General features: G+C 38.4%; 19 protein-coding genes. 2 read left to right on the top strand and 17 right to left on the bottom strand.

From position 1 onward, the window contains the following. Positions 1-57: 57 nt before the first annotated feature. From H70737_RS03745 to H70737_RS03685, 12 genes are all read right to left on the bottom strand, one after another. Positions 58-309 (bottom strand): hypothetical protein, encoded by a 252-nt coding sequence (locus H70737_RS03745; protein WP_042184885.1) that lies wholly within the window; start codon positions 307-309, stop codon positions 58-60. 31 nt (positions 310-340) lie between these two features. Continuing rightward, on the bottom strand, positions 341-1,897 hold the full coding sequence (locus H70737_RS03740) for a glycosyltransferase family 39 protein (RefSeq protein WP_042184883.1): 1,557 nt from the start codon (positions 1,895-1,897) through the stop codon (positions 341-343). A 308-nt stretch (positions 1,898-2,205) separates the two neighbouring features. Beyond that, positions 2,206-2,940 (bottom strand): aminoglycoside phosphotransferase family protein, encoded by a 735-nt coding sequence (locus H70737_RS03735; protein ID WP_081951030.1) that lies wholly within the window; start codon positions 2,938-2,940, stop codon positions 2,206-2,208. A gap of 1,001 nt (positions 2,941-3,941) precedes the next feature. Beyond that, positions 3,942-6,260 (bottom strand): ABC transporter permease, encoded by a 2,319-nt coding sequence (locus H70737_RS03725; RefSeq protein ID WP_042184879.1) that lies wholly within the window; start codon positions 6,258-6,260, stop codon positions 3,942-3,944. Then, positions 6,250-6,915, bottom strand: coding sequence for an ABC transporter ATP-binding protein (locus H70737_RS03720; RefSeq protein ID WP_042184877.1), 666 nt, complete (start codon positions 6,913-6,915; stop codon positions 6,250-6,252). The genes H70737_RS03725 and H70737_RS03720 overlap by 11 nt, the downstream gene beginning before the upstream one ends. Continuing rightward, positions 6,915-8,156 carry a zinc metalloprotease gene (locus H70737_RS03715; RefSeq protein ID WP_042184875.1) on the bottom strand — a complete coding sequence of 414 codons (1,242 nt, stop codon included), beginning with the start codon at positions 8,154-8,156 and terminating at the stop codon, positions 6,915-6,917. Before H70737_RS03715 ends, H70737_RS03720 begins: the two co-directional genes overlap by 1 nt. 5 nt (positions 8,157-8,161) lie before the next feature. Continuing rightward, complete coding sequence (locus tag H70737_RS03710) at positions 8,162-9,547, bottom strand: radical SAM/SPASM domain-containing protein (RefSeq protein ID WP_081951029.1); 1,386 nt, start codon at positions 9,545-9,547, stop codon at positions 8,162-8,164. A 155-nt stretch (positions 9,548-9,702) separates the two neighbouring features. After that, the gene (locus H70737_RS03705; RefSeq protein WP_042184871.1) at positions 9,703-10,980 is read right to left on the bottom strand and encodes a GHKL domain-containing protein; all 1,278 of its coding nucleotides are present in this window, start codon (positions 10,978-10,980) and stop codon (positions 9,703-9,705) included. Beyond that, positions 10,977-11,705 carry a LytR/AlgR family response regulator transcription factor gene (locus tag H70737_RS03700; RefSeq protein WP_042184870.1) on the bottom strand — a complete coding sequence of 243 codons (729 nt, stop codon included), beginning with the start codon at positions 11,703-11,705 and terminating at the stop codon, positions 10,977-10,979. Before H70737_RS03700 ends, H70737_RS03705 begins: the two co-directional genes overlap by 4 nt. A 288-nt stretch (positions 11,706-11,993) precedes the next feature. Next, the gene (locus H70737_RS03695) at positions 11,994-12,269 is read right to left on the bottom strand and encodes a GNAT family N-acetyltransferase (RefSeq protein WP_042184868.1); all 276 of its coding nucleotides are present in this window, start codon (positions 12,267-12,269) and stop codon (positions 11,994-11,996) included. Between the two features lie 53 nt (positions 12,270-12,322). Continuing rightward, a complete protein-coding gene (gene gnpA, locus H70737_RS03690) occupies positions 12,323-14,485 on the bottom strand; it encodes a 1,3-beta-galactosyl-N-acetylhexosamine phosphorylase (RefSeq protein ID WP_042184866.1) in 2,163 nt (720 codons plus the stop codon). Between the two features lie 12 nt (positions 14,486-14,497). Further along, a complete protein-coding gene (locus H70737_RS03685) occupies positions 14,498-15,517 on the bottom strand; it encodes a glycoside hydrolase family 88/105 protein (RefSeq protein WP_042184864.1) in 1,020 nt (339 codons plus the stop codon). A 407-nt stretch (positions 15,518-15,924) separates the two neighbouring features. On the opposite strand from H70737_RS03685, the gene H70737_RS03680 reads away from it, so the two are divergent. After that, complete coding sequence (locus H70737_RS03680) at positions 15,925-16,866, top strand: AraC family transcriptional regulator (protein WP_042184863.1); 942 nt, start codon at positions 15,925-15,927, stop codon at positions 16,864-16,866. Between the two features lie 16 nt (positions 16,867-16,882). Here the strand turns inward: H70737_RS03680 and H70737_RS03675 are convergent, their stop codons facing one another. The 3 genes from H70737_RS03675 to H70737_RS03665 all read right to left on the bottom strand — a co-directional run bounded on the left by H70737_RS03675 (position 16,883) and on the right by H70737_RS03665 (position 20,404). Then, a complete protein-coding gene (locus tag H70737_RS03675) occupies positions 16,883-17,605 on the bottom strand; it encodes an MBL fold metallo-hydrolase (protein ID WP_042184861.1) in 723 nt (240 codons plus the stop codon). A gap of 207 nt (positions 17,606-17,812) precedes the next feature. Continuing rightward, positions 17,813-19,729 carry a hypothetical protein gene (locus H70737_RS03670; RefSeq protein ID WP_042184860.1) on the bottom strand — a complete coding sequence of 639 codons (1,917 nt, stop codon included), beginning with the start codon at positions 19,727-19,729 and terminating at the stop codon, positions 17,813-17,815. A 315-nt stretch (positions 19,730-20,044) separates the two neighbouring features. Then, a complete protein-coding gene (locus tag H70737_RS03665; RefSeq protein ID WP_042184858.1) occupies positions 20,045-20,404 on the bottom strand; it encodes a winged helix-turn-helix transcriptional regulator in 360 nt (119 codons plus the stop codon). A 220-nt stretch (positions 20,405-20,624) separates the two neighbouring features. On the opposite strand from H70737_RS03665, the gene H70737_RS03660 reads away from it, so the two are divergent. Next, positions 20,625-21,158 carry an NAD(P)H-dependent oxidoreductase gene (locus H70737_RS03660; protein ID WP_042184856.1) on the top strand — a complete coding sequence of 178 codons (534 nt, stop codon included), beginning with the start codon at positions 20,625-20,627 and terminating at the stop codon, positions 21,156-21,158. A 62-nt stretch (positions 21,159-21,220) separates the two neighbouring features. Here H70737_RS03660 and H70737_RS03655 read toward each other — a convergent pair whose 3' ends face one another. Further along, positions 21,221-22,387: a DUF4317 domain-containing protein gene (locus tag H70737_RS03655; protein WP_042184853.1), complete on the bottom strand. Its 1,167-nt coding sequence runs from the start codon at positions 22,385-22,387 to the stop codon at positions 21,221-21,223. 98 nt (positions 22,388-22,485) lie between these two features. Beyond that, positions 22,486-23,607: an NAD(P)/FAD-dependent oxidoreductase gene (locus H70737_RS03650; protein ID WP_042184852.1), complete on the bottom strand. Its 1,122-nt coding sequence runs from the start codon at positions 23,605-23,607 to the stop codon at positions 22,486-22,488. Between the last annotated feature and the right edge of the window lie 81 nt (positions 23,608-23,688).

The raw sequence follows: 23,688 nt of genomic DNA, 5'->3' as shown, positions 1-23,688 counted from the left end.
AATCTTATCCTATCACACTTAATCTTCGTAGGCTTGGGGCAAGTTCATGAAATTTGTTCACTGTCGCCCACTTTGCCCGCTAATTCCTCCATCTGTACCTTGGCTGCCGTTTCTTCTTGTCCCGCCATTCATGCCGGGAGAGCTACCTCCATCTTTACCCCGGCCACCGTTAAAGCTCTGTCCCCCGTTCGCCCTTGAACCAGAATCTGTACTTGATATCTTCTGAGCGGTGATGGCGTCACAGGAGACGAGCACCATGGAACAACTAAGCACTACTATGAGCAAAGCGAGATATCGCTTGATCCGCATCTTTGAACCCCCTCTTTCCGAGCAAACATGGTCAACGTGGAAAATATCTTTTTAACATATAATCATATACATCTTTAAAACCCATATAGGATAACACGATCAGCAGCGGATATACCGGGTAAATATATCGAGACTTAATCTCCCATAGTAGATAAAATCCGATAAAGCCCAACACCACAAGAATCAAAGAGGTCTCTTCAAATCTTTTGGCTCTTATTCCACCGATTAAGCGAACGAGTATAAAAACATACATCAGAAAATTCAGGACATACAACAACCACAGCAGCCCGCTGCGGTAGCTCGAATCCCCCTTAAATAGATCCGTAGCAGCATTAGTGTAGCTATAACGGTCCATGACAAAGCCTATTCTTCCACCGTTACTGGATGATCCATCATTCCCAAGTCCATATCGTTCCATCTGGTATGTTCCTTCTGTCCAGGTCCAAACGATTTTTTTATAATACATTTTCACTACGTCCCTTAGGCTCGCCTCGGAGAGTTTATGACTGATTTCCTCTTTAAATAGCTGCGTACTTTCTGCCTTATTATAATTGGCATCCTGCTGATAGATCGTATAGCTCTGCCAGTTATCCCAGAATCCAAACGTCTCCAGATTGATCCCCATATTCAGCCACATATAGACCGGTGCGGAATTTTCGTTAATCGGTTCATCTACGACATTCGTCGCCTGCAGCACAGCATTTTGCGTCCAGCTTGGAACATCAAACAATAAAGCCGTAATAAACAACGCGCTTAGAGCTTTTTTTACCCCGATCGCACGCATGTTGAACAATAGACTGACTACCACAGCAATCAGAAAAATAACACCGATACTTCGGAAATAGTTGCCGACTGCCAGGAAGATGGCTGCGAAGACAATATCCTTTAAGGACTTTCTTTTGATAAATTTTACAGCAAAATATAAAGCACTTGTCAAAAAGGCAGTCGCGATCACATCGTTATAAATTAAATTACTCATAAACAAAGAAGGGATATAGGTAGCGGCAAACACGAGAATGCCATAATCATGATCCCTAGACTTACCCTTGAGCTCTTTGTACAGCAGGTAAATCATTAACGAGGTTAACAGTGTAAAAAGAATATTGAATACTTTGATCACCAAGTAATTATCCGGAAATAACTGTAGCAACGTCTTTAAGTACACAACAATCGAGAAGTTAAACGGGAACATATGCAGATAACCTGTCGTGTCAAAAGATGAATAATCATTTCTGTACAGCATATCGAGTGCCAGTGAAAGCACCGTCTGCGAATCATCCGTCGGCAAGCGAGGAAATAGAAAAATGATCACGATCTGAATGGAAAAGGAACATAGCAATATGGCTGGAATTACGATTTTCCAACTGTACTGATTAAGCTTCAGGCATATTTTATACAAAATAACGCTTAACGCCAGCACCACCACAATCCCTAGAATAAAAAGGCCCAGCTGTTGCTTCTCCAAAACTGGCGTGTCCCCATATACGAAATAATTATATTTCGCCCGGATAAAAAAGGAGGAAGCGATAAACAGTCCTATGAAGCATGCCAGTATGAGATACAATGTTTTTTGAATTGCCCTTACCATGGAAAACCTCCTTTTCACAGTCGAAGTCTATACAAGCACATCCCCCGATTCATAAAAAGCATTATAAACACCCAAACTGAATATTGAATGAAAGCAGCGAACAAACGTAAATAGACCGCCTCCCTCGCAAAGGGTTGCGGTCTGTATTGTAATTCTTTTTAAGATGAAGTTCATTTAAACCCTTGGAAATCCAAATCTTTCAGGAAGCGATTACTTCCTAGTATGCTCTTTACCCTCTTCGATACATTAGGTCCTTTAGGTGTACTGCCTCGTCTATTCAGTAAGATCCATCTTAGACAAGCCCATGCTTAGAACACCTCAAGCTCTTCCTGCTCCATAAAATTGTCCAATAGATAAGCAGAACGGAACATATCAGCGTAACGCTCAGAGATGTGGATTTTCAGCAGAATAAATGACCATGCAAAATCATATCTAGGATCTCCCAACTGGCCGTTCGTCCAATCGATGACGGTAAATCGCTGTTGTTCCTCTACTATATTTCCTAAATGAAAATCTCCATGAATGATACGATCTTGTCTCATAGGCGTTTGCTCCACTAGAGAAATCACAGCTTGATTATGGTCTGTATGCTCTCTCACTTCAGGAAAAAAGTAGTCGATGAAATCGTACTTAGGTAGTTGTATATGTTCCAGCTCAGCGATATCTATTTGATGAATTCTGGCTAAAATGCTCGCGAGCTCCTTCATTGTCTTATTATTCACTTTATGAATTGGCGTTCCGTCAAAGCTTGTTAACAACACCTTATTCCCGTCCGGATTGATTCCCCAACCCACTGGTTTAGAGACGGCTACCCCTTGTTCAGACAGGACCTCCAATAAACGGTATTGAAACTGAACATCTGGTTTGGAGCTCTTACTCCATGTTTTCAAGACATAGCTTTCCCGATCTAGATTGATCTTTAGAACCTCAGCTTCAAAGCCATCATCCATCGGATGCGTGGTTAAGCTGGCTTCATGATAGAGTAGCTCATCCATGATTTCATGGTGTTCAAGCCAGTTTACATTAGTTATAGGGGTTCTCAAGAGCAATTCTTCCTTTCGGGTGATTGTATATATCCAATTATTCTTGTGGAATGCCAGCTACGATCTCAATGCCACCATCCCATTCTATAGCACCGATTTCCATGAAACCCACCTACTCTTCTAAATTATTCCTTTTATGATCGTAGATATAGTAGCATAGGCGGTAAAATATTGAAATGAATTATAACAATAATAAAAAGCTCTGTAGAAACTCTACAGAGCACTGTCAGCTTGAATCTAACTTTTCTACCTATGTCACTGAATAAAATGCTAATCCGATACTTGAAAAGATAAGCAACAGTATAGTAATAAAAACCGCAGATCCTATATACTTATTCTTTCTAGACTTACCCGTAATTGATATTCCTCTTTTTCCAATAAGAGAATATAAAATGAATCCCAATATGGGAGTGGTCGCAATCATTAAGAATACCCAAATCCAAGGATTTATCCCTCGGTACAAACAATCGTTGTAGAGCCATAGACATGATAGCGTTATAGTCAATAAAGCAAATACAACAACTAATACAACTAATGGAATCATAACGTTCTCCCTCCTTACTTTTCACAAAAAAATAATTAAGCAGGTTCAAGTTTACTCCCCTTGCTCCTGCTTAAAAGTACTAACATACTGTTTTTTTCATATTTCTAACTGGTTAACTGCTTTGAACGAATATCACAACTATTGTTACCAAGAAAACCTAACCAGTTAGAAATATATAGTCTAGATTAGAAACAGAAGCAGAAGCACAGTGAGAAACAAATGGAGAAGCAGAAACAGCCATACTCTTCTCTCGTTTCTAAATTTTCTACGGATTCATCAGTCCAAAGGGATTCTGTAGCGTTTAAAGATTGCATTTACCTTCCACTCCTTTCAATTTGAATTAACTGAAACAATTGAAACATTTGCATAAATGATTTCACATACAACATTCATATTTATTTTGGTTACTATAGAAAAGTAACAATAGTTGTCGCATTTGTCGTATGAATAATTAATTTCATTCTCTAATCACTTCTAAATCATTATTTTCCCTACTGTTAAGGAATATATTTCCTATAAGGACAAAGAAAACAGATATTAATATAATAAATACATACATACTTCCATCAATAACTACATTCCCATTGGACATGGCTGAAACAGCAACGGATATAACTACAGAAAATAGAACCAACGACATCGTAAGCGAACATATTATGCTAATTATGGCTTTGATCACATATTGCTTCACAAGAATTTTCTTACCTATGCCTAAAGACCGGATGATTGCATACTCTTTTCTATTGAGATCATTCATTAAACTAAGTAAATTAACGTTAAATATGACTGCTGCCATGATGAAAAGAAAACAGATATATTTAAAACTAGTTAAGAATGAATCCATTTTAGATAACAGGTAATCTCCTACTACATTCATGTTAGCAATATAGCTATCCTTCACTTCATTAAGGAATCCATCATCTATTGCTCTTACCAAATAAATTGTATCGCTATATTGATTTTCGGAAGCTTTCAAGATCCAATTATTATTGATACCAGCAGAATCGTATGTTCCCTTTACTCTATAATTCTCAGTTTTCTTTTCGTTCGTAATTTCTAGGGTATTTCCAATATTGATTTTATAGGCGTCTGCATATGCTTTTGAAATGAGTATTTCTCTTGGATTTCCTTCAAAGACATCTTGCCCCTCGGTAATTTTAAACTTTGATGTATAATTCTTTTGATCAATTTCATTGATACGAACTTGTTTGTTGGAGACCTTATCATTTTCTATCTTTGCATCCATATAGTGCATTATCGTGAATGTCTTTATATCACTGGAGTTGACCAACACCTTATTTAGAGCCTCTTCATCACTTGTCTTCATTAAATAGTTATAGGGTAAGGATTGTTCATATCCTACATCAACAGATTCCTTTAAGGTATTTGCTAGTCCAAAGCCTATTAAAATAAACCAAAGCATCATGGTTAAATTTAAAATCCCTATTACAAAAACGAGCTTATTTTTTTTGATTTCTTTAAATGTATATAAGGTACTACGATGATATTTCCATACTGGAAGTCTTGTAATCAGCTCAATGAGCAGTAATATCCCTATAAAAATAGCGCATAACGTAATTAATAAAATAAAGTTACTCGCCATGGATGTACCACTACCCAATAAAACTGCATATACGGAAAAGACAACTGGGAGAGATAGAATAATCCCAAAATTTCTTAGCCTATTCCTTTTAGGGAGACCATGATCTCCTTTGACAATAAGAACAGGATCTAGATTGACCATATACTTTAGAGCAACATTTCTGTACAAAAGGAATACAAAAATATTAAAGACTACAAATTTAAGAATATTTATCATATAAGCGGCTGTGTAATTAACACTAATATCTTCCGCAGCTAAAATCATTTTAGCGAGTGGAATACTGAAAATAACGGACAAAATTAATGGGGTAAAGATCAAAATATTGATCTCTAATTTCATTGCCTTAATAATGTCCTTCATCTTGATAGGAATTAGCATTAACGTAGCAATATCTTTTTGGCTTCTCACAATCAACATCGTAATCCCACTAATCAACACGGCGATTGCTAATAAGTACCCCACTGTACTAATCAAATTCAAAGCCATAATCTGTTTATCTAAGTCTGAGAATAATTCATTTCTTCTATCTTCAATTGTTTTGTATTTATAACCAGACTCCATGGTTTGCAGTTCTTTTTTCAATAACTCTCCGGATTTACCAGAAATAAATACTAATCCAGCGTCAGAATGATAGGAGGACTCTAAATTTTTAGTCTTTATATAACCAGAAACCTGGGCATCATCCACAACATCAATAGGAAGATATTCTATTCTTGTGATCTTTAAAGCTTTGTCTTGTTCCTTAATTCCTATTAGTTGGATTGTATCTCCTACATTTAAATGCTGCTTGTTGACCAATCCTTCAGAGATTACAACCTCATCCTCGGATAAATTTTCGTAACCTGATAGAAGATAAAGCATCATTTTGTTATTTTCATTTTCAAGATAGACAGGTGCTGAATGAACAACGGAGGTTTGAATACCTTCCTGTTTATATGCGCTAATAGCTTTATCAAAACTCTTAGAAGGAAAAGATTGTGTGACTACAAGATCAGCAGGATTAGATTCTTGCATAGCCTGATTAATGTATTCCTGCTTACTCATTCTTATTTGAGGCAAAATAAGTGAAACGGTCATTGTAATTACGATTGAAAGGGCTATAAAAAACATTGACCATTTATTTTGGTTTAGGTTTTTAAGATTATAGAGTTTGAATAATTCTCTATATTTCATTTAACAACCCCTCATTCATTAAATATTGTCGTTTACCCAGACTTCCAATGGAATGATCATGAGTAACTATCACTAATGCACTGTTATAAGAAGCACTCATTTCTAGAAGGAAGTCCATTATGCTCTTACCAGTGGTAGCGTCTAAAGCTCCTGTTGGTTCATCACATAGAATCATCTTGGGATTATTAATTAAGGCCCTCGCAATGGCGACTCTTTGCATTTCCCCACCAGAAAGTGTTGGTGTCTTATGACTATGTTTGCTTGTTAATCCCACTCTTTCTAGCATTTCCATTGCACGACTCTTTTTGTTTGCATATGATAAATTTTCATGAATAGCAATAATCAAATTTTCTAATGGTGACAAACAGGGAATTAGATTTGAATTTTGAAATACAAGTCCAATGTAATCTTGTCTGATCTGTTCAATCTCTTTTCTATTCTTGGTATCAATAGGTCTACCCTCAACGATTATTTGACCCTCTGTTACCTCCGTTAACAGTGAAATACAATTTAAAAAACTCGTTTTTCCACTTCCCGATTTCCCCATTATGGTGATGAAGTCGCCTTGCTCAATGGTTAAATCTATTCCCTTTAGAACGTGCTGCACATTTTTATCAGTGCTAAAATCTTTTTTAACATTTACACACTCAATCATTATGCCTTCAAGCCTCCTTTAATTTTCAAAGTGAGGTACAGTCTTTTAAAGAAGGATGCTAACAGGCTAACAACAAAAATCACCGGTATAAACAGAATAAATAGGTTATTTAGATCAACTAAAACATTAGATATATTTCCATGTATTATATTTTGCTGTAAGGATATAAATTTGTTAATTAACAAATCATGATTATGAATTAACCCTATGACAGAATACAGAAGTGACAGGATAATCAAACATGTAGTAAGTACATATACACTACTGTAAATACCATACACATATACAGATTTACTGATCGAATAGTGTTCATCCATTTTTCTTGCTCTCTTTGCATTTATTATTTCTACAGCCATCTCTTTGATTGATTTAAATGCCTTAACCTGAATATTTTGAACATTTAGATAATCCGACAACAACCAGTATCCGTCCATTCTTAGAAATGGTATAAGGTTCATCGCCGACGTCATTAGAATAAGAACAATGGCGATAAGTAAAGAAATATTATGTGATATCATATAACACACAAATATTGGAATCGTAGTGAGGACTTGAAAGTACATCCCACTGACATCATTGATAATTCTTTTGTGTTTATCTAACCGCCAAGTATTTGTCATATCAATGAAGAACACAAAATAGGTTAAATAAATTCCGATACCTATTTTCCCAACGCTAACATCGTACTTATAAGCTGCTGTTGCATGCCCCAGCTCATGAATAAACATGGAGAGATACACTAAAAAAATTACAAGAATAGTGTTCAGGGTATTGAAAATGTCCGTTGGATATTTTGAAAGATGTATCACCGAAAATACTCCACAAATACTCACAATGATAAGCAATGGGAGTACAACCCATCGACTATAGAGTAGATATTTCAGTATTGAATATAGTCCACGAAACTTCGAAGACTCAATGATCGGAAGGTGTAACCAAAGGTAGCTTTTTTTTTTCTCACCAGATTTACTAGAGGAATTGGCCATCATATTTTTAGGAACAAGAAATTTTTTAATAAAATAATCAAATTCCTTATCTGTAATGCTAATGCCTTTTGCATTGAGATCATTAATAATCTCATCATTGGTGTTCGTTCCATCTAACTTATCAATGATTTCCTTTGCTCTAGGTGATACTTTGATATGGCTAGATTGATCAAACGATAATATATAAAAGCTATTACCGTCTACATCAAGTTCTTGTCTAGTTTCATATTGCTTTACTTGTAACAACCCCTCCATGCTCATCACACCTTTTGCAGAATTTCACGCTTTCTGGTATTCACAAAGGCTTTCATTGTATTTTCTATATCACTGCATACAGGACAATCAATATCCTGATTTATGTCTATGGCTGCTATAGGGCAACCACCACCACAAATCAGACCGTATTTGCATTCTTTGCATTGTGGAATTCGTAGTATGGTTCGATCTTTCCACATTCCCTCAAGTTTTGGATCAAGCTTTACACTTTCCTCGTCATAGGAACCAATTTGATGATGCCCCTTACCTGCTAACATTAAGCAAGTAGAAATATTCCCATCGGGAGAGAATACTAAGTTACCACCAGAAGTAGCCTCACAATAATTTAGTTTCCAAGGTTTCATTTGATTATTTGAATCAAAGAAAGACTGTAAGTAATTCACACATGGAGAAACGACCATTTTAATAATTGAATCCTCAGATCCTAGAGATGGTTCAATTTCAAGAACTCTAGCGTACAACTCACTTTCTTTCATAGAATTATTCGAACCATCGCAATAATCTAATACGGGCGCTACATAAGGATAAACATAACCCGATTCCACCCATTTCTTTTTCTTGATAAAATGAATTAATTCGCTTAAAGAATCGATATTATCTTGATTTATATTTGTTCGCAAATGCGTTTTTATTTTCATTTCAGTCAGTAAATCAACACTTGATTCGATGAGATCAAAGGTTCCTCTCCCACTCACTCCAATTCGTCTGACATCATGAATAGGCTTTGAACCATCCAAAGTAATCTGAATGATGACGTTATCATACATTTTCAAGAGTTTACTGTAGTATTTTATTGTTGTTCCATTCGTTACAATTCTTACTTCGATATCCCTTGCCTTTGCAAAATCAAGTGTCTTTTGTACAATTGGCATGTTTTGAGGTAACAAGGGCTCTCCTCCAAACAAGGAAATCGATGTTTTTGGCGTGTCAGTCTCTGTTTGTGTATTAATGCAAGTATCAATATAATTAAGGATTATAGTTAATTGTTCTTCAGTCATTACTTTTTTATTACTTAGATTCTCGTCTCCCTCAAAGCAGTAGGTACATCTTAAATTGCAACCCATCGTGGGACAAATTGTAAAGCTGCGAACTAAATTTTTCTCAATATACTTTTGATGTATATCAGCATACTTTCTTATGAATTCTTGTTCTTTCTCTTTTTGTTCAAACACGTAACCCCTTTTAATTAAAGTTTGCATCAGCTCATCTTTATCATCAAAATTGGAATATCCCTTCTTTATTTCCTCAATCCGTCCATAAGTTTCGGAATCAATAATGTCAAATGCACTAGAGATTGTATTTATTAATAAGATACTCTCATCATCAAGCTGGAAATCCATTACTCTATCCGTGAAATACAATTTTTCCATCCTCCTATTTCACTTTTCATTACTTATATTGAAATCATAAACCAATATTTTTTTGTTTTTTGATGCTCGTTGTAATCCGCAAAATACTCGTTGTAATCTGCAAAATAAAAAGGCGATTTCTCATTCTTTTGAATGGAAAGTCGCCTTTTTTTATTTTATGGAATTGGTAAGACCACGATTGAATTAAAATAGCCCTCATCGTACGAAAAGTCTGAGTATCCTTTTAACTTTTTGACTCGTTCATTGATACTGCTGATTCCAATGCCGTACCTATTTTTCCCTTTTTCAGAGATTAATCGCCCATAGGAGAAATCCACATTCACATGATTCGACGAATTTACAATGATTATGAATAATTTACCCTCACTAAACTTTATTTTGATTTCAATTTCCTTTTTTATTTCTTCTGTTAATCTAAGTACTGCTTCAACGGCATTATCTAAAAGATTCCCTAAAATGGCCGCTAGGTCAATGGTATGTTCTATAAATAAGTCATGAGGAACTTGGAGGTCTAAAGTGCATTCTATATTATACTTTTTGGTTTGTTCTAGCTTACTATTAAGAATGGCATCGATGGGTATACACCCGGTTAATAATCTATATGAGAATACATTGGTTTTCAATAACTCCTGTAGCTCCTCTTTTACCTCGTCTGTTTTTTTCCTCTCCAATCCATAGGCTATATTTAATAAAATATTTTTCAGATCATGTTTTAGCTTAGACATTTCCCTTTGATTCTCTAAGCTCTCTTCGTAATATTTATTTTGTGTCTCCATTATGGAGTACTTATGTATAAGAAAATTTTTCCCTTCTAAACTATTGTAAATCAGCATAATGCACACATTCACAATTAACAAAAAAACACATGGAACGAATTGATTGATATCTTTATACTGAAAAACCCAATATATACTCATTAAAGATAGACAAGGCACAATACTTAATAACAAACATTCCTTATTACTTAATCCGATCTCATTATCAGATCTAAAATAGAGTAACAGCTTTGCCGACAACATCACAATTAACAACGATAAAAAGTTTGCACTAAAATATACGACTAGCATAATGAATAACTGGCCTTCAAATTTTTGATCATAATTATATGTAATAATAGACAACGCCAAGTCTGCAAGTGTAGTGATCAGCGTAAAAAAGATAATGTGGTAGATCCTTTGAGCCATTGATCCGTAGAACGAATACAGTATACAGATACTCAAAAGAACAACAAATAAAAACAACTTAACCATAGAGTTTGTATCACTAGACAATAATTTTATGATTCCCATAGAGACAAAGGTTATGGAATAAAATTTATACTTTGAAATTCTGAGGTTAAGAAATCCATTGAAATAAATAGAAATCGATGTTACCTGCACAAGTGTATAGAGAATCGCTAGAACCGCAATGCTAATAACCTCAATATTTCTCAAAAGCCGATCCTCCTTTTTATGAAATGGTTATAGGCATCTTTAACTATTTTCCTCTGCCCTCTACTAATTGCGAAATTTTCTTTATTGGTGAGAATAATATCGGTTCCCGAAACAATATGTATGTAATTTAAATTTAAAATGGTGCCTTGATTTACTTTTATAAAGGATAATGGATCAAGCATTTCTTCAATCTCTTTTATTGTGCCATAGAATGAAAATTCATCATCAACGGTTACAACGTGTATAATCCTACCTTTCTCAGATGAAATGGATAGAATCGTCTCACTTTTGATTTGATAGTTAAGATTTTGAGTTTTGAAGAATAAATACTGATTATTCCTTCTAACCTCATCAATGGCGTGAAGTAATACTTTACTTATTTGCTCTTCTTGAATAGGTTTTAGTATGTATCGAAAAGGCGAAACTTCAAAGCTTTCCATGGTGTAATTGTCATAGCTGGTAACATAAATGATAATCATGTTTTTGTCTATTTTTCTAATTTCCCGAGCGACCTCGATTCCATTTAAAATCCCCATTTCAATATCTAAGAATAATATTTGGTACTCTTCGTTTCTGGCATTTAAAGCTTTCAATAATGATTTTCCGGACTCATAAATGTCAATATCGAACTCTATGTTTTGATACAAGCCTGCACTATCCATAATAATCTTCTCTAATTTGGAACTATGTAATTGCTCGTCATCACAAATACAGATTCGTATCATTCCTCTAAACTCCCTCTGTTGAACAAAATAAAGAATTTGAAATTTCAATATATGCCTATAGTTATGTAAATATTACCTTATTAGTATTAATTCAACAAAGTAGGTCAGAAGTCCTTGCACAATAAAAAAAAGACGACCAAAGTCGTCTAGTAAATGCTTGTTAAACTATTTCATAGCCAACTGTAAATCTTGAACCGTATAATTCATAACCAATCTGAGTATATAATCGAATAGCTTTCTTATTATCTCCATGCGTGCCTAAGGTGGCGATTGTTTTACCCTGCTGCTTTAGATAGTACAGATGATGTTACGGGCGACACTTTTTTTCTGCCATTCAGGAATAACGAATACATTCTCCGTTGCACTTCTCTCCTCTGTAGTTCTCCAGGTTGAGGTGTTACCGATCAATTGATCGTCATGAAACGCACAGAAATTAACGATTTCGGGAGATCCCTGCATCCATCCCAAATGGTTTAGACTCCACGCCACACCGTCAAAGGAAGCGAGTTCAGCTTGACGATATTGTTCCTGAGCTCCACTATTGTTCAGTGCAGTTGGCCTCACCAGAACCCCTTCTGGTAAAGGATACTTAGGAATCTCCCTACTCAAGTCAAATATTAATCCCCAATAGTTCTAATAATCATGTCATACGGATCTAATTCCAGGGTGTGTTGTCCATATTCCGTATGAATCGTAGTTTTTTGAAGCTGATCGCTATTGTTAATGACCACGAGGATTTTACTTTCCGGATAATAAGCACACTCTGTATATAAGTTATCCGTAATATACTTGGTCTCCGTGAACTCATTGCCAGCAAAACGAATCAAATTCAGCAGCAATCTTGTATTCTCAAAGCTGAATTGGAAAGATGGAAGGTAGATCCCCTTTCCTTTACCGAAAGCATGGGTGGACAGTGTTAATAGACCATCCGTTTCAGTCACAACCGCTGCTGCTCCATCAGTAAGATAAATGTTATTTTTGGGTGTTATGCTAGCCCCAATAGGTACTAAACCAAGCCCATCCTTCACTTCATATGTCCATTTCCCATGCGCTACTCTGGAGCCTGTATCCTCATCTACACCGAGCACATGTGCCATTCTGAAAAAGCTGTCATACCCTTCAAGCGCTGAAGGCTGATTCACGCCTATAAAAGTACCACCTTCAAACACCCACTTTGTCAGTAAGTCCACACACTTGTTGTCCCTCCAGCGTTCTCCACCACTCCATGCTGAACCAGCCGATCCGGCATTGATCACTACATCACAATCTTTTAAAATCCCCTGACGGATATTCTCAAAATCAATGAACTGTACTTCAATCGGCAATCCGGATAAAGCCTCGTTGATATGAATCAAATCATGCATATACGTTTCATGGAAATGCCCGGACAAGGTCCACGATCTCCATTTGCCCCAAGCGTGCAGAATGGCTACCTTCGTCTTAATATGATAGGGTTTGCCTTTATGATGCAGCTCTTTAATTTCTCTGAATTCACCCGCAATCTTTTCGATATAATCACAAAAATCCGGATAAGGCTCTACAAGATGCAAATATCCACCCAATCCAATTCGATCTATAGGCTCTCTGAGTAGAGCACGCCGGATATTGATCCAATATTTTTTGGCATCTAGTGTAGGGTTCCCTCCCTCCATAAAGGTAGGCAGTCCACCTAGACCAATCGGAAACAAGTAGGGATGCAGCCGAATCTCATGGGTATCTACTTTTACACCTGAACACATTCTTGCCTCGAACCCTGAGAACACACATTTAATCATCCCGTCGAAGCCAAACTCCTCGAAACGATCATTGTAAGGCTCCATGCCAACCCAACTATCATCATAGAAGACATATGCCAGCTTGTCGTACCCATGCACAATATCAATTAATTTCTTACTAAATTCGATGACAAAATCATTGATAAATGCCATCCAGTCCAGCTTGCGCTGCTGCGCCGGGATATGACTGACACGATATTTTCCACCATTCACAAAATCCTCGGCCGTGAGCGAATACCCATATTTTTGAGCAAACAGATCAAGCGCTCTAGCGCTTACCGTAAAATCATATGAACCCCAGTCCGAGAACAAATGGCGATTGCGCTCATTGCTGCCCCAGATCCAGGCGAAATTATAAAATAGGGACGTAAACCGAACCACCGTTGTTTCCTTATGCTTACGGCACCAATCTTCAAGGAAGTGGAGCAAATACTTTTGCGTTTCAACATAGATGGGATCAATCTGCATTAGATGTTCTTTTTCCCAGTGATTCGTGGTGTGATTGTACATAGAGATCTCTTCCCAAATCCGGTAGACCATGAAGCTGACCGTATATTTGTGCCAAGGCGCAATTCCAGTAATGACTACATTTCCTGATTCCCGCTCATAATTCCACTGTTCTCTTGGAACTTCTTCACCAGTCGTTCGGTCAAAAATCTGCCAGTACTTAAACGCCTCTTTGGAATCATTTACTCGGAATTGCTCAGTGAAAAAGTCTTCCATTAAATAGATGGATAAATAATCTTCGATCGCTACCTTCGGATTAGTAATTAAAAAGCTCTGCTGTAGCTTATCAGGGTTCTGGGATACCCATTCATTATGATCTCTGATGATACAGATTGTAGAATAAATGCCGTATCCTGCGTTGATAATCTCATCGGACAACTGTGTACCGTCACTGTCACGGATGACATCGGCACCCCACCGTTCAGCTAACTCTAAGGTCAGTGCCTCATAACCGGATTCGCCCGGTAGTGTAAAGGCCCCCGTTGTTTGCTTGGACAACTTGGATCCCTCCTATTTAAGCATATCGGACAGAAAAGAGAGTGCTAAGCCTTGGCCCCAGCCTTGAATCCAGTCTTTTGGAATATTGCGATAGCCTTCCCGGTCCTTCATAACCGCTGTTCCGCCCGATACTCCCAGTACTCGTCCATCCTCGCTGATATTGCTTAGTACACCCTTCAGGGCCTTTTGTACATATTTGGTATGCAGCGGATTGCCGTTATTGATCATTGCAGCCGCTATCCCGCAAGAGGCAGATACTTCTTCATAAGATTCTTCGTCATCAAGCACTGTCCGCCACAGGCCGTTCTCCGTTTGCACAAGCTTGAGTGCCGCCAATTGATCGCGCAGCGAACACTCCACGTCCATACACTCCGGATACAAATACCATTCTTTCAAAAGCTTTTTGACTTGCGACATGGTATATGCGCCCCAAGCATTTGCTCTGCCCCAATATAGTCCGGACATATGATCCTGCTTCACATTATTGTAGCCATGGTACCAGAGGCCGCTGCTAGGGTCTTGCAGGTATTTGATATGCCAGTAATATTGATTCAGGGCATCCTGGATCATTTCCTGATCGTTTAATTTACTTCCTACGCGTAGCAGAAAAAACGCCGCCATAAACAATGTATCTGCCCATGCCTGCTCTGGAAAATCATTCGAAATAGAAACGGTATGCTGCAACACATGATCTCCGAATCTGAGCGCATGGTTCTGCAGATAATCCACCTTGCTCATTACAATATCCCAATATTTCTGATTGCCTGTTTCTTCATACAAGGTAATCAGCATATGCCCCATAGCACAGGTGTTTACCGTCCAGTCCGGCAGGCCCAGCTCGATATATTCATCTGCCCACTGGACAAGCATATCCAAATACTCTGTATTACCTGTCGTTTTATAAGCTCTGGATACCCCATAATAAGCCACACCACAAGGCCAGTCCCATGTTAAATCCATCGTCATTGTTTTTCTAACTACTTTGTCGATGACGCTTAGAATCTCTTCTCTGTCATAAGTTAATTGAAGCATCTTGATTCTCCTCTCTTTCTCACACACCCCCATTGGCGCTGAGAGCTGTCCGTCCTATGTAAACGCTTTACTAACTCTATTGTAAGGAGTAAAATGGTCTGATTCTAAGCATATTCATAACTAAATTGTGCAATTTCAACCATTAAGAGTACAGGGTCAGTCGCAATTCCGGGGAATGTTTGGACTTCCGGCCGCTGTTGTCTGCAGATTTCTTGATTTTATACCGCTCTTCGCGGTGGAAATCTGCAGACAAAGGCGGACGCTAACGCTCCTACAGTTCCAAAATTCCCCTCCACCGCTTCTTTCCCTTTCCTCAAGTTGTAAAGTACATCTATATTGTTGAACTTGAAATCACTTTAACCTATAATCTACTCAACCTACGTAATAAGAATGGGAGTATTGAGAATATGCCCAGAAAAAAGAAACCCGTCATTGAATACCGCCACTACAGCTTGCCGATAAACTTCCCTATTTTACTGTTAAGCGGTGAGCGTTGGAAGATTTCCGATATCAAAAGTGAACATCTCCATTTTCATAACCATTTAGAGATTGGCATTTGTCATTCGGATAGCGGCATCATGGAGATCAAAGGTGAATCCGTACCCTTTAAAGCCGGAGATGTGACCTTCATCCCTAGGTATCTGCCTCATACAACATATAGTTCGCCAAATGAGGCCAGTCTTTGGTCTTATATCTTTTTCTCGCCAGAGGAGCTCTTTCAGCAATCATTCAAAAGCGCTTATAGTGACTTCGAGCCAAATTTGTGGGCGATCAAGGGAAAGAATTGTATTTTGAACAAGGAGGAACATCCCAAGGTTTATACCCTTGCGACATCGGTCGTAGAGGAATTGAAGCACAAAAATCCTTACTATCAGGAAAGCGCCTACGGCTTATTATTATCCCTTTATATAGAACTGCTTAGAATACATTCCCGGTATGAACCCTTAGCAGAGCAAGAAACAGAGCATAACCTGAAAGGTGATTTTGTCATTTCTCCGGTTCTGGAATACATCACCAAAAACTATATGATACCTATTACCATCAATGACCTAGCTGATCTGTGCCATCTAAGCACCACTCATTTTCGCAGAAAATTCCATGAGATCATGGGGACCGCACCTCTAGATTTCCTAAACAGCACCCGTATTGAAGAGGCCTGCAAGCAGTTGAAAAGCACGGATGCTTCCATCCTCTCTATCTCTGAACAAGTCGGTTTTCAGTCCATTTCCAGCTTCAACCGATGTTTCTCCAAGCTTATGGGCGAATCTCCCAAACAATGGCGTAAAGCCGCACATTCCGAAGCCCAATCTGCAAAAGCATCTATATTGGAGTTTACGGGGTGGGTATAGGGAAAGGAGTCCCTGTTTACTTCACTTCACAAAATCTACTTAACACATGAATGATTTGCTCCTTGCTCATAGGGGCGTCGTGCCCTGGAATATACGTAGTGAATGAAAGTTTTTTTAAAAACTCAACATATTCCTTCATTTTTATGGGATCAATTTTACCTTCTCCATGATAATAATCTCCACTATGTGCATCACCTGCAAATAAAACCTCCGCTTCTTTAACATATACAACACAAGAGTCTGCTTCATGCGGCCCTCCTACCTTGAGGATTTGGCAAGTGATGCCCCCTAAATCCAATGTTAAAGAATCCTCGAAAATAATCGATCCTGTGCTGACCGAAATCTTATCGAACGTATCATATTCTTTGTTCATACAGTTATAGGCGAATTCTATTTCTTCTTTTGTCTCTAAACGTTTTACAACGGACTCTTCATCCCATTTCCACGCTTTCAATCGCTTTAGTACCTCATTCGTTGCTGAAGATACTATGGTTTCCCCCTCAAAAGCATGCATACCAAAGGTATGATCCCAATGCCAGTGCGTAATCAAAGCATATTTGGGACGAGATAGATTGTGGTCATCCAAACCCTTTATAAAGGCATCAAAATGCGATTTTGAATTGCCACAATCAATCATAATTGAAAAGTTCTCACCTACAACATATCCCAAAACAGGTCTGTCTGTTTCTCTAACATTTTCTAAATAATAAATCGATTCATTTATTTTTTTTAGTTCCATAAGATTGTTTTCTCTCCTTTAGATCAACGGGTCATTTTGTAATTTAATAATGAATCCGGATAGCTCGTTGAGCAAGGGAGAGTTTAATTTTAGGCGTTCTCACCAAGAGCACAAGTCAATCCAACTCCAAAAAAAAGAGAGTCCCCCGGTAGCCACTTTTTTATGGCTACTGGGAGACTCCCTCACAATTAGGTTTTTGCTATAAGGTTATTTCGAATTCTTCATAGTTGTCGAACGAACTTGGAATGCTCCGTTTTTGTAAGCAAGAACAGAGGTTTCTACGCCTTTAATTACGGAAGTAGCTTCACCACGAATCGTTTTTGATGCAACAATCTCATAGACTCCGTTTTTATCTACATCAGAAGCCTTCATTGTATTGTAGAGCGAACGTTTGCCATTCACTTTCACGTATTCGTTTAGAAGAACTTTAACACCACTGTCTTTGAAGGATACTACGTAAGCATTGGTGCTACCGCTGTTACCGCCAGAGTATACAGTAATCATGACATCTTTAGATTTATCACCATTGAAATCGCCAACGAAGTTGATCTTTGGTTGGTAACCCGAGAAGTCTTTGATATTACTGTTGATCACTTTTTTAGTCTTACCTTCTAGAACGACGATATTGATATCTGTAACCAGATCACCATTAGCGGCATCCTTGTTACCAATCAGTAAGACATTATCCGCAACATCATTACCAGTTACATCCACTTGTTGTTTCGCAAGCAGAATTGTTTTTGCTGTTGTTGGAATTCCCTTAAGCTCAAAACGTTTGCCAACGGTGAAATCACTTGTTGTAGTTGTTGGAGTAGTCGCTGGCTTGCTATCAGATTTAATGGTTTCTGTACCCACAACCTTGAAAGCACCGTCTTTAAAAGTAAACGTTGTTTTTTCCTCACCTAGAACTATAGCTTCAGCGTCACCGCGAATTTTTCTAGTTCCAACCAGATCATATACACCATCTTTATTAAGATCTACTTGCTCTAAAGTGTTGAAAAATGCTGGTTTACCATCCACAACAGGCTTTACACTCAAAAGTGGTTGTACCTTATCACCTGTGAAAGACAATATGTAAGCATCTGTCGTACCATTGTTACCACCGGAGAATGCTGTAAACATTACATCATTTGCTTTGTCCCCGTTGAAATCACCAATCCATTGAATTTCTGGTTTAAAGCCATCGAAACCGCTGATTTTTGCATCTTTCAATGTATTTGTTTTGCCATCGACAACAACCAGGTTGATGTTGCTTACATAACCAAGCTCATCTGCTTTGTCACCGATCAGATAGATTTTATCTTGGACACCGTCTTTATTAACATCGTTAACTTGTTTTCTGATAAGAACAGTCTTATCTGTTGTGTTAACACCTTGCAATGCGAAAGGTTGGCCAACAGTCAGTTCTCCAAGTGCAGGTTGTTTAAATGGATCTTCTTTAGTAGTTTCTGTTTTGCTAACTTGGAATTCGCCGTTTTTGTACGCAAACCATACTTTTTCATAGCCTGTTACCACTGAAGTAGCTTCACCATGGAGGATTCTGATTCCAAGCAGTTCGTTCACGCCATCATTTTCCACATCGACTGCTTCTAATGTTCTGAATAATGCCCGTTCGCCTTTCACCTTCAAATCCCCGCCCAGAATAATAGAAGGGGTATCATTCTTGAAAGTTACGATTCTAGCATTGGTAGAACCTTGGTTGCCACCGGAGTACGCAGTAATCATCACATCAAGTGCATGGTCATTATTGAAATCACTTACATAGCTGATTTTCGCGTTCAAACCACCAAAGTCTTTAATCCCTGCGTTTAACACTTTGTTTGTTTTGCCGTTTACAACGATGAGATTAATGTTGTCGAAATCAGGAGATTCATTTTTGTCGCCAATGAGATATAAAGTGTCTTTCACGCCATCCAAATCAAGATCAACCGTTCTTGTTGCTATCAATACTGTATTGACGTTCGTTTTAACACCAGCTAGTGTAAACTTTTGTCCTACTTGATTAGTGGATGGTGCTACGGTTGAACTGGTTGTTGTTGCGACAGGATTGGCCATTGCTTGAGATGAGAAAGATGCGACTGCTGCTAGACATAATGCAACGGATAATGTTTTCTTAATTTTCATTGTGTTTCCTCCGATGGTTTATAAAGGTTGGTGTCGAATACAATCTCATTATATTCCTAGAAACATAGGACAGAGTGACGGTAAGGTAACATTATCCTATTGAAATAAAACAATAACTAAATAAAATATCCAAATCAGAGGAACTTCAAGCACTAAATAATGCCAATTTCTTTGGGGGATAACGGTCGAAAAATCAATAGAAACGCTTTCATTGGCTATACCATGGGATTTGAACAACCCTACTTTTTTTTAATAGTTTGATAACAATTCTGTAAAATCAGTTTGATTCAAACGACGCGCAAACCTATTCAAAGGCTACAACGCTTGGAACTCCTCCAACAAGACGACCTCTTCTCCTTGTTCTTGTCTGATTCTAATATTTTCTTTTCCCCAAGAACACATAACGTCAACGATCTTATTGGCTGTAACGCCATATTCCGTGAGGCTATATTCGACTTTTGGCGGCATCTGCTGGTAAACGAATCTTTTGACAAGTCCATCTCTCTCAAGTTCACGAAGCTGCTGAATCAGAACCTTTTGTGAAATGCCCTGTATATTACGCTGTAATTCACTTGTTCTTTTGGCACCGGACATCAATAAGCAAATGATCAAAGCTTTCCACTTTCCGCCGATGATTTCTAGTGTTGCCTCTATCCCTAGATTATATTGTTTCATAGAAAACACCTCGTTCATACGGATCTATTTAAACTTACCCAAAACTTCATTTTTGCATATATTTTTTCGTGAGTCTAGTACGTACTTCAAAGTAACCATCTTACTTTATTGTGTGTATTTTCTTTTAATAAAACCTGCAAGATAATGATGATATTCATAAAAATAAGGCACAGCATTTTGAAGAAATACGCTTAATATAGGCCTGGAATGGAGATTCATTATGAAAACACTGGTGATTGTGGCACATCCCAACCTTGAGAATTCGAGGGTCAATCAACGCTGGAAAGAAGAGCTACTGCAATATCCAAACGATATTACCATTCATGAGATTTATAAAGAGTATCCTGACTGGAACATTGATATTCCTAGAGAGCAAAATCTAATGGAAGCCTATGACCATGTGATCTTTCAATTCCCTTTGTATTGGTATAGTTATCCGCCTCTACTGAAAAAATGGTTTGACGATGTGCTCGCTTACGGATGGGCTTATGGATCAAACGGTGACAAGCTTAACGGGAAAAAGTTAGGGCTTGCTATATCCATCGGCGATAAAAAAGAAAATTATCAACCAGATGGCTCTGTTTCTTTTACCGTAGACGAAGTAATTGCACCCTTTAAAGCCAGTGCCAAACATGTAGGTGCAGAAGCACTACCGTACTTTGCTGTTTTTGGAGCTTCTTTTCAAGCGAGCGATGAAGAAATTAATACTAGTGCAAAAGAATATATCCACTATATCTTTAAGTACCATATTTGATACAAAAAGGGCTATCCCAAGTCTTGATCAAAGACTTTAAGGATAGCCCGCTATTAAAAAATCTAAAGCGTTTCTGTAGTGAGTGTAAATCCTTCGATCACAGCATCTTCGTCAACCTCAATCAAAATGCAGCGTCTACCTTGATAATTCACTTGCTTCACATATTTCAAATCCTGTGGGCTGACCGAAATCGTAGCTACCTTTGTTTCGATCTTTATCGATTTTGTAGTGAATTTTGGCATCACGCTACTTGCCTTCATCTCATAGTGCTTGTTGTCTACGATGGTTTCAAACGCACGTTCCACTTTTTCCATCGTCACGTCTTCAACACCGCTTACCTTCAGCACACGTTCTACATCTCTATAGTCGAGTTTAGGAGGTTCTTCTTCATCTTGGTTGGTTTCAATGACCTGGTGGATTTCCTCGTACAGCTGAGCAATGGTGGTCGCGTCAAGTTGTTCGCCCGCCACTTCCTTCACGATGTCTTCGAAAATAGCTCTCTCTTCCAGTGCCGTCACGGATCTTTCGGCGTTCAAGACCTGCTCGATGAAATGCGGATCTGGAAAATTCGATTTTCCCGTACAATACAGAATGCGGTTCACATCGGAATAATTGTCCGTCACGCTTGGGTAAAAGAAGCCCTGCTCCGGCGTACTTAACTTGACGATCGGATCTACAATGACATTGTACTTAAATTCCCTTTCCACATAATCAAATAAGAGAGCTTTCCGTTGCTTCTCCGTGGAATTCACGCTGCATAGAATAAACGGATGCGCGAATAGTTCGTTTTTCTCACTTTCCTCGGCTTCATCGTTTCTATCTTTAGTCGGACGGTAATATTGTCCGCGAACAAAAGTGATCACCGTATCCCGTTCATAATGAGTATCCGCCATCATTCTGTCCACCAACAGCAGCATCAGGTCCTGCCATTCATCTGGATCCCCTGTCACCAAAGCTTGGTGAAGCATCACCTGCGCTGGCTCCTCCGCTTCCGCCTGAAACTTCAACTCGAACAATTTCTGATCCAGTTCGCCGGTCAAAAGCTTTTTGAAATTGCCCATATACAGCTCCTGCTTCTCTCTGTCCACCATTCCAAACGGCAGGCGCTCCCAATGATAGATCTCGTTGCTTTCCTTCATAATATACACGTTGAGAATATCGTAAATATTCATTAAATCGTGATCCAGCTTAAATTGCTTGCGTATATGCGCGACTTCTTTCTTTATCATGATTCGTTAGACAACTCCTAGGAAGATAAATTGGTCTTTTCAGTATAAAGGATAAAAAAAACCTTCGCTAGAAGGGGTTTTATACGTGCTCGTACTAATCAATTAATCGCATGCTCCAATGCATAGTCTTCAAGCGGAATATCTACCTGTTGATCCATGGCTAGCTTGGCTAGCTGCTCACCAAGAAAGGGTCCCATCGTTAATCCCGATGAACCTAGTCCATTAGCAACAATTAGTTTATTCCATCCTTGAACCCTGCCCAACACGGGCAGAAAATCTGCTGTAAATGGACGGAACCCTACTCTTATTTCATTTAGGCTACAATCTGCAAGACCAGAAGCCGTTTGAAGTCCTTTATTTAAAATTTCTTGCATTCCACCTGCGGTTACAGAGGTATTATAACCTACGACATCATTTTCGTGAGTAGCACCTACCACGATATTTTGATCCGCAAATGCGAGTATATATTGATCTGTAGGCGGCATTACCACAGGCCATTGCCCTGTACTCGCTTGTTGAGCAAGCTTCAAGTGCATAATTTGAGCCTTCTGATAACGCACCTGGAGCATGATCCCAAGCGGATGAAGCAAAGCGTTAGACCAGGCCCCTGCACACACAATCACTTCATCCGCTGTGAATATCTGTTCTCCTACGCTAACCCCTTTAATTTCATGATCATCATACTCAAGAATAGCATCTCCCTCAATCATTTGCGCACCGTTACGCTGTGCCGCCCTTAGCAAAGATTCACGTAATTCACGTCCATCCACTCTTGCTGCACCCGATACATGCAGCGCATGATAACCTTCCGATAATAATGGAAACTTCTCTTGTGCTTCAAGATCCGTCAGCATCGTAAGCTCACCTATTTCAGGGGCGTCCTCTCTGCGAAGCTCCGCTCTTTCTTTCATCGCGAGTAACTTTCTCAGATCATCATGAATACATATCGCTCCAACTTTTGCGTATCCAGTCTCGGTTTCTCCAGCCTCTTGAAGCTCTTGAATAAGTGCCGGATAAAAGCTTGCTCCCGCTTTAGCAAGACGATACCATGCTTTGTTTCTGCGTTGAGACAACCATGGACAAATAATCCCTGCTGCTGCATCCGTTGCTTGTCCAACATCCTTACGATCTATAATGATGACCTCAGCACCTAACTTACTTAGCTGATAAGCTGCTGAAGCCCCTAATATCCCTGCACCAATTACAATAACCTTGTTCATGTCCGAAGTCCCTTCAGTTATTCATTTTTTTAATCATTCACTACTTATCCATTGTATCTTAAATTTGACATTTATAATGAA

It is taken from the genome of Paenibacillus sp. FSL H7-0737, from assembly GCF_000758545.1.
Lineage (GTDB): Bacteria > Bacillota > Bacilli > Paenibacillales > Paenibacillaceae > Paenibacillus_AQ.
Note: the sequence above shows the minus strand (reverse complement) of the source record. Positions and strands in the feature narration are given on the sequence as shown.

Bases quoted from the DNA above. Each gene is read 5' to 3' on its own strand.
- H70737_RS03745 (WP_042184885.1), bottom strand. From the start codon at position 309: ATGCGGATCAAGCGATATCTCGCTTTGCTCATAGTAGTGCTTAGTTGT.
- H70737_RS03740 (WP_042184883.1), bottom strand. From the start codon at position 1,897: ATGGTAAGGGCAATTCAAAAAACATTGTATCTCATACTGGCATGCTTC.
- H70737_RS03725 (WP_042184879.1), bottom strand. From the start codon at position 6,260: ATGAAATATAGAGAATTATTCAAACTCTATAATCTTAAAAACCTAAAC.
- H70737_RS03720 (WP_042184877.1), bottom strand. From the start codon at position 6,915: ATGATTGAGTGTGTAAATGTTAAAAAAGATTTTAGCACTGATAAAAAT.
- H70737_RS03715 (WP_042184875.1), bottom strand. From the start codon at position 8,156: ATGGAGGGGTTGTTACAAGTAAAGCAATATGAAACTAGACAAGAACTT.
- H70737_RS03710 (WP_081951029.1), bottom strand. From the start codon at position 9,547: ATGGAAAAATTGTATTTCACGGATAGAGTAATGGATTTCCAGCTTGAT.
- H70737_RS03700 (WP_042184870.1), bottom strand. From the start codon at position 11,705: ATGATACGAATCTGTATTTGTGATGACGAGCAATTACATAGTTCCAAA.
- H70737_RS03685 (WP_042184864.1), bottom strand. From the start codon at position 15,517: ATGCTTCAATTAACTTATGACAGAGAAGAGATTCTAAGCGTCATCGAC.
- H70737_RS03680 (WP_042184863.1), top strand. From the start codon at position 15,925: ATGCCCAGAAAAAAGAAACCCGTCATTGAATACCGCCACTACAGCTTG.
- H70737_RS03675 (WP_042184861.1), bottom strand. From the start codon at position 17,605: ATGGAACTAAAAAAAATAAATGAATCGATTTATTATTTAGAAAATGTT.
- H70737_RS03670 (WP_042184860.1), bottom strand. From the start codon at position 19,729: ATGAAAATTAAGAAAACATTATCCGTTGCATTATGTCTAGCAGCAGTC.
- H70737_RS03665 (WP_042184858.1), bottom strand. From the start codon at position 20,404: ATGAAACAATATAATCTAGGGATAGAGGCAACACTAGAAATCATCGGC.
- H70737_RS03660 (WP_042184856.1), top strand. From the start codon at position 20,625: ATGAAAACACTGGTGATTGTGGCACATCCCAACCTTGAGAATTCGAGG.
- H70737_RS03655 (WP_042184853.1), bottom strand. From the start codon at position 22,387: ATGATAAAGAAAGAAGTCGCGCATATACGCAAGCAATTTAAGCTGGAT.
- H70737_RS03650 (WP_042184852.1), bottom strand. From the start codon at position 23,607: ATGAACAAGGTTATTGTAATTGGTGCAGGGATATTAGGGGCTTCAGCA.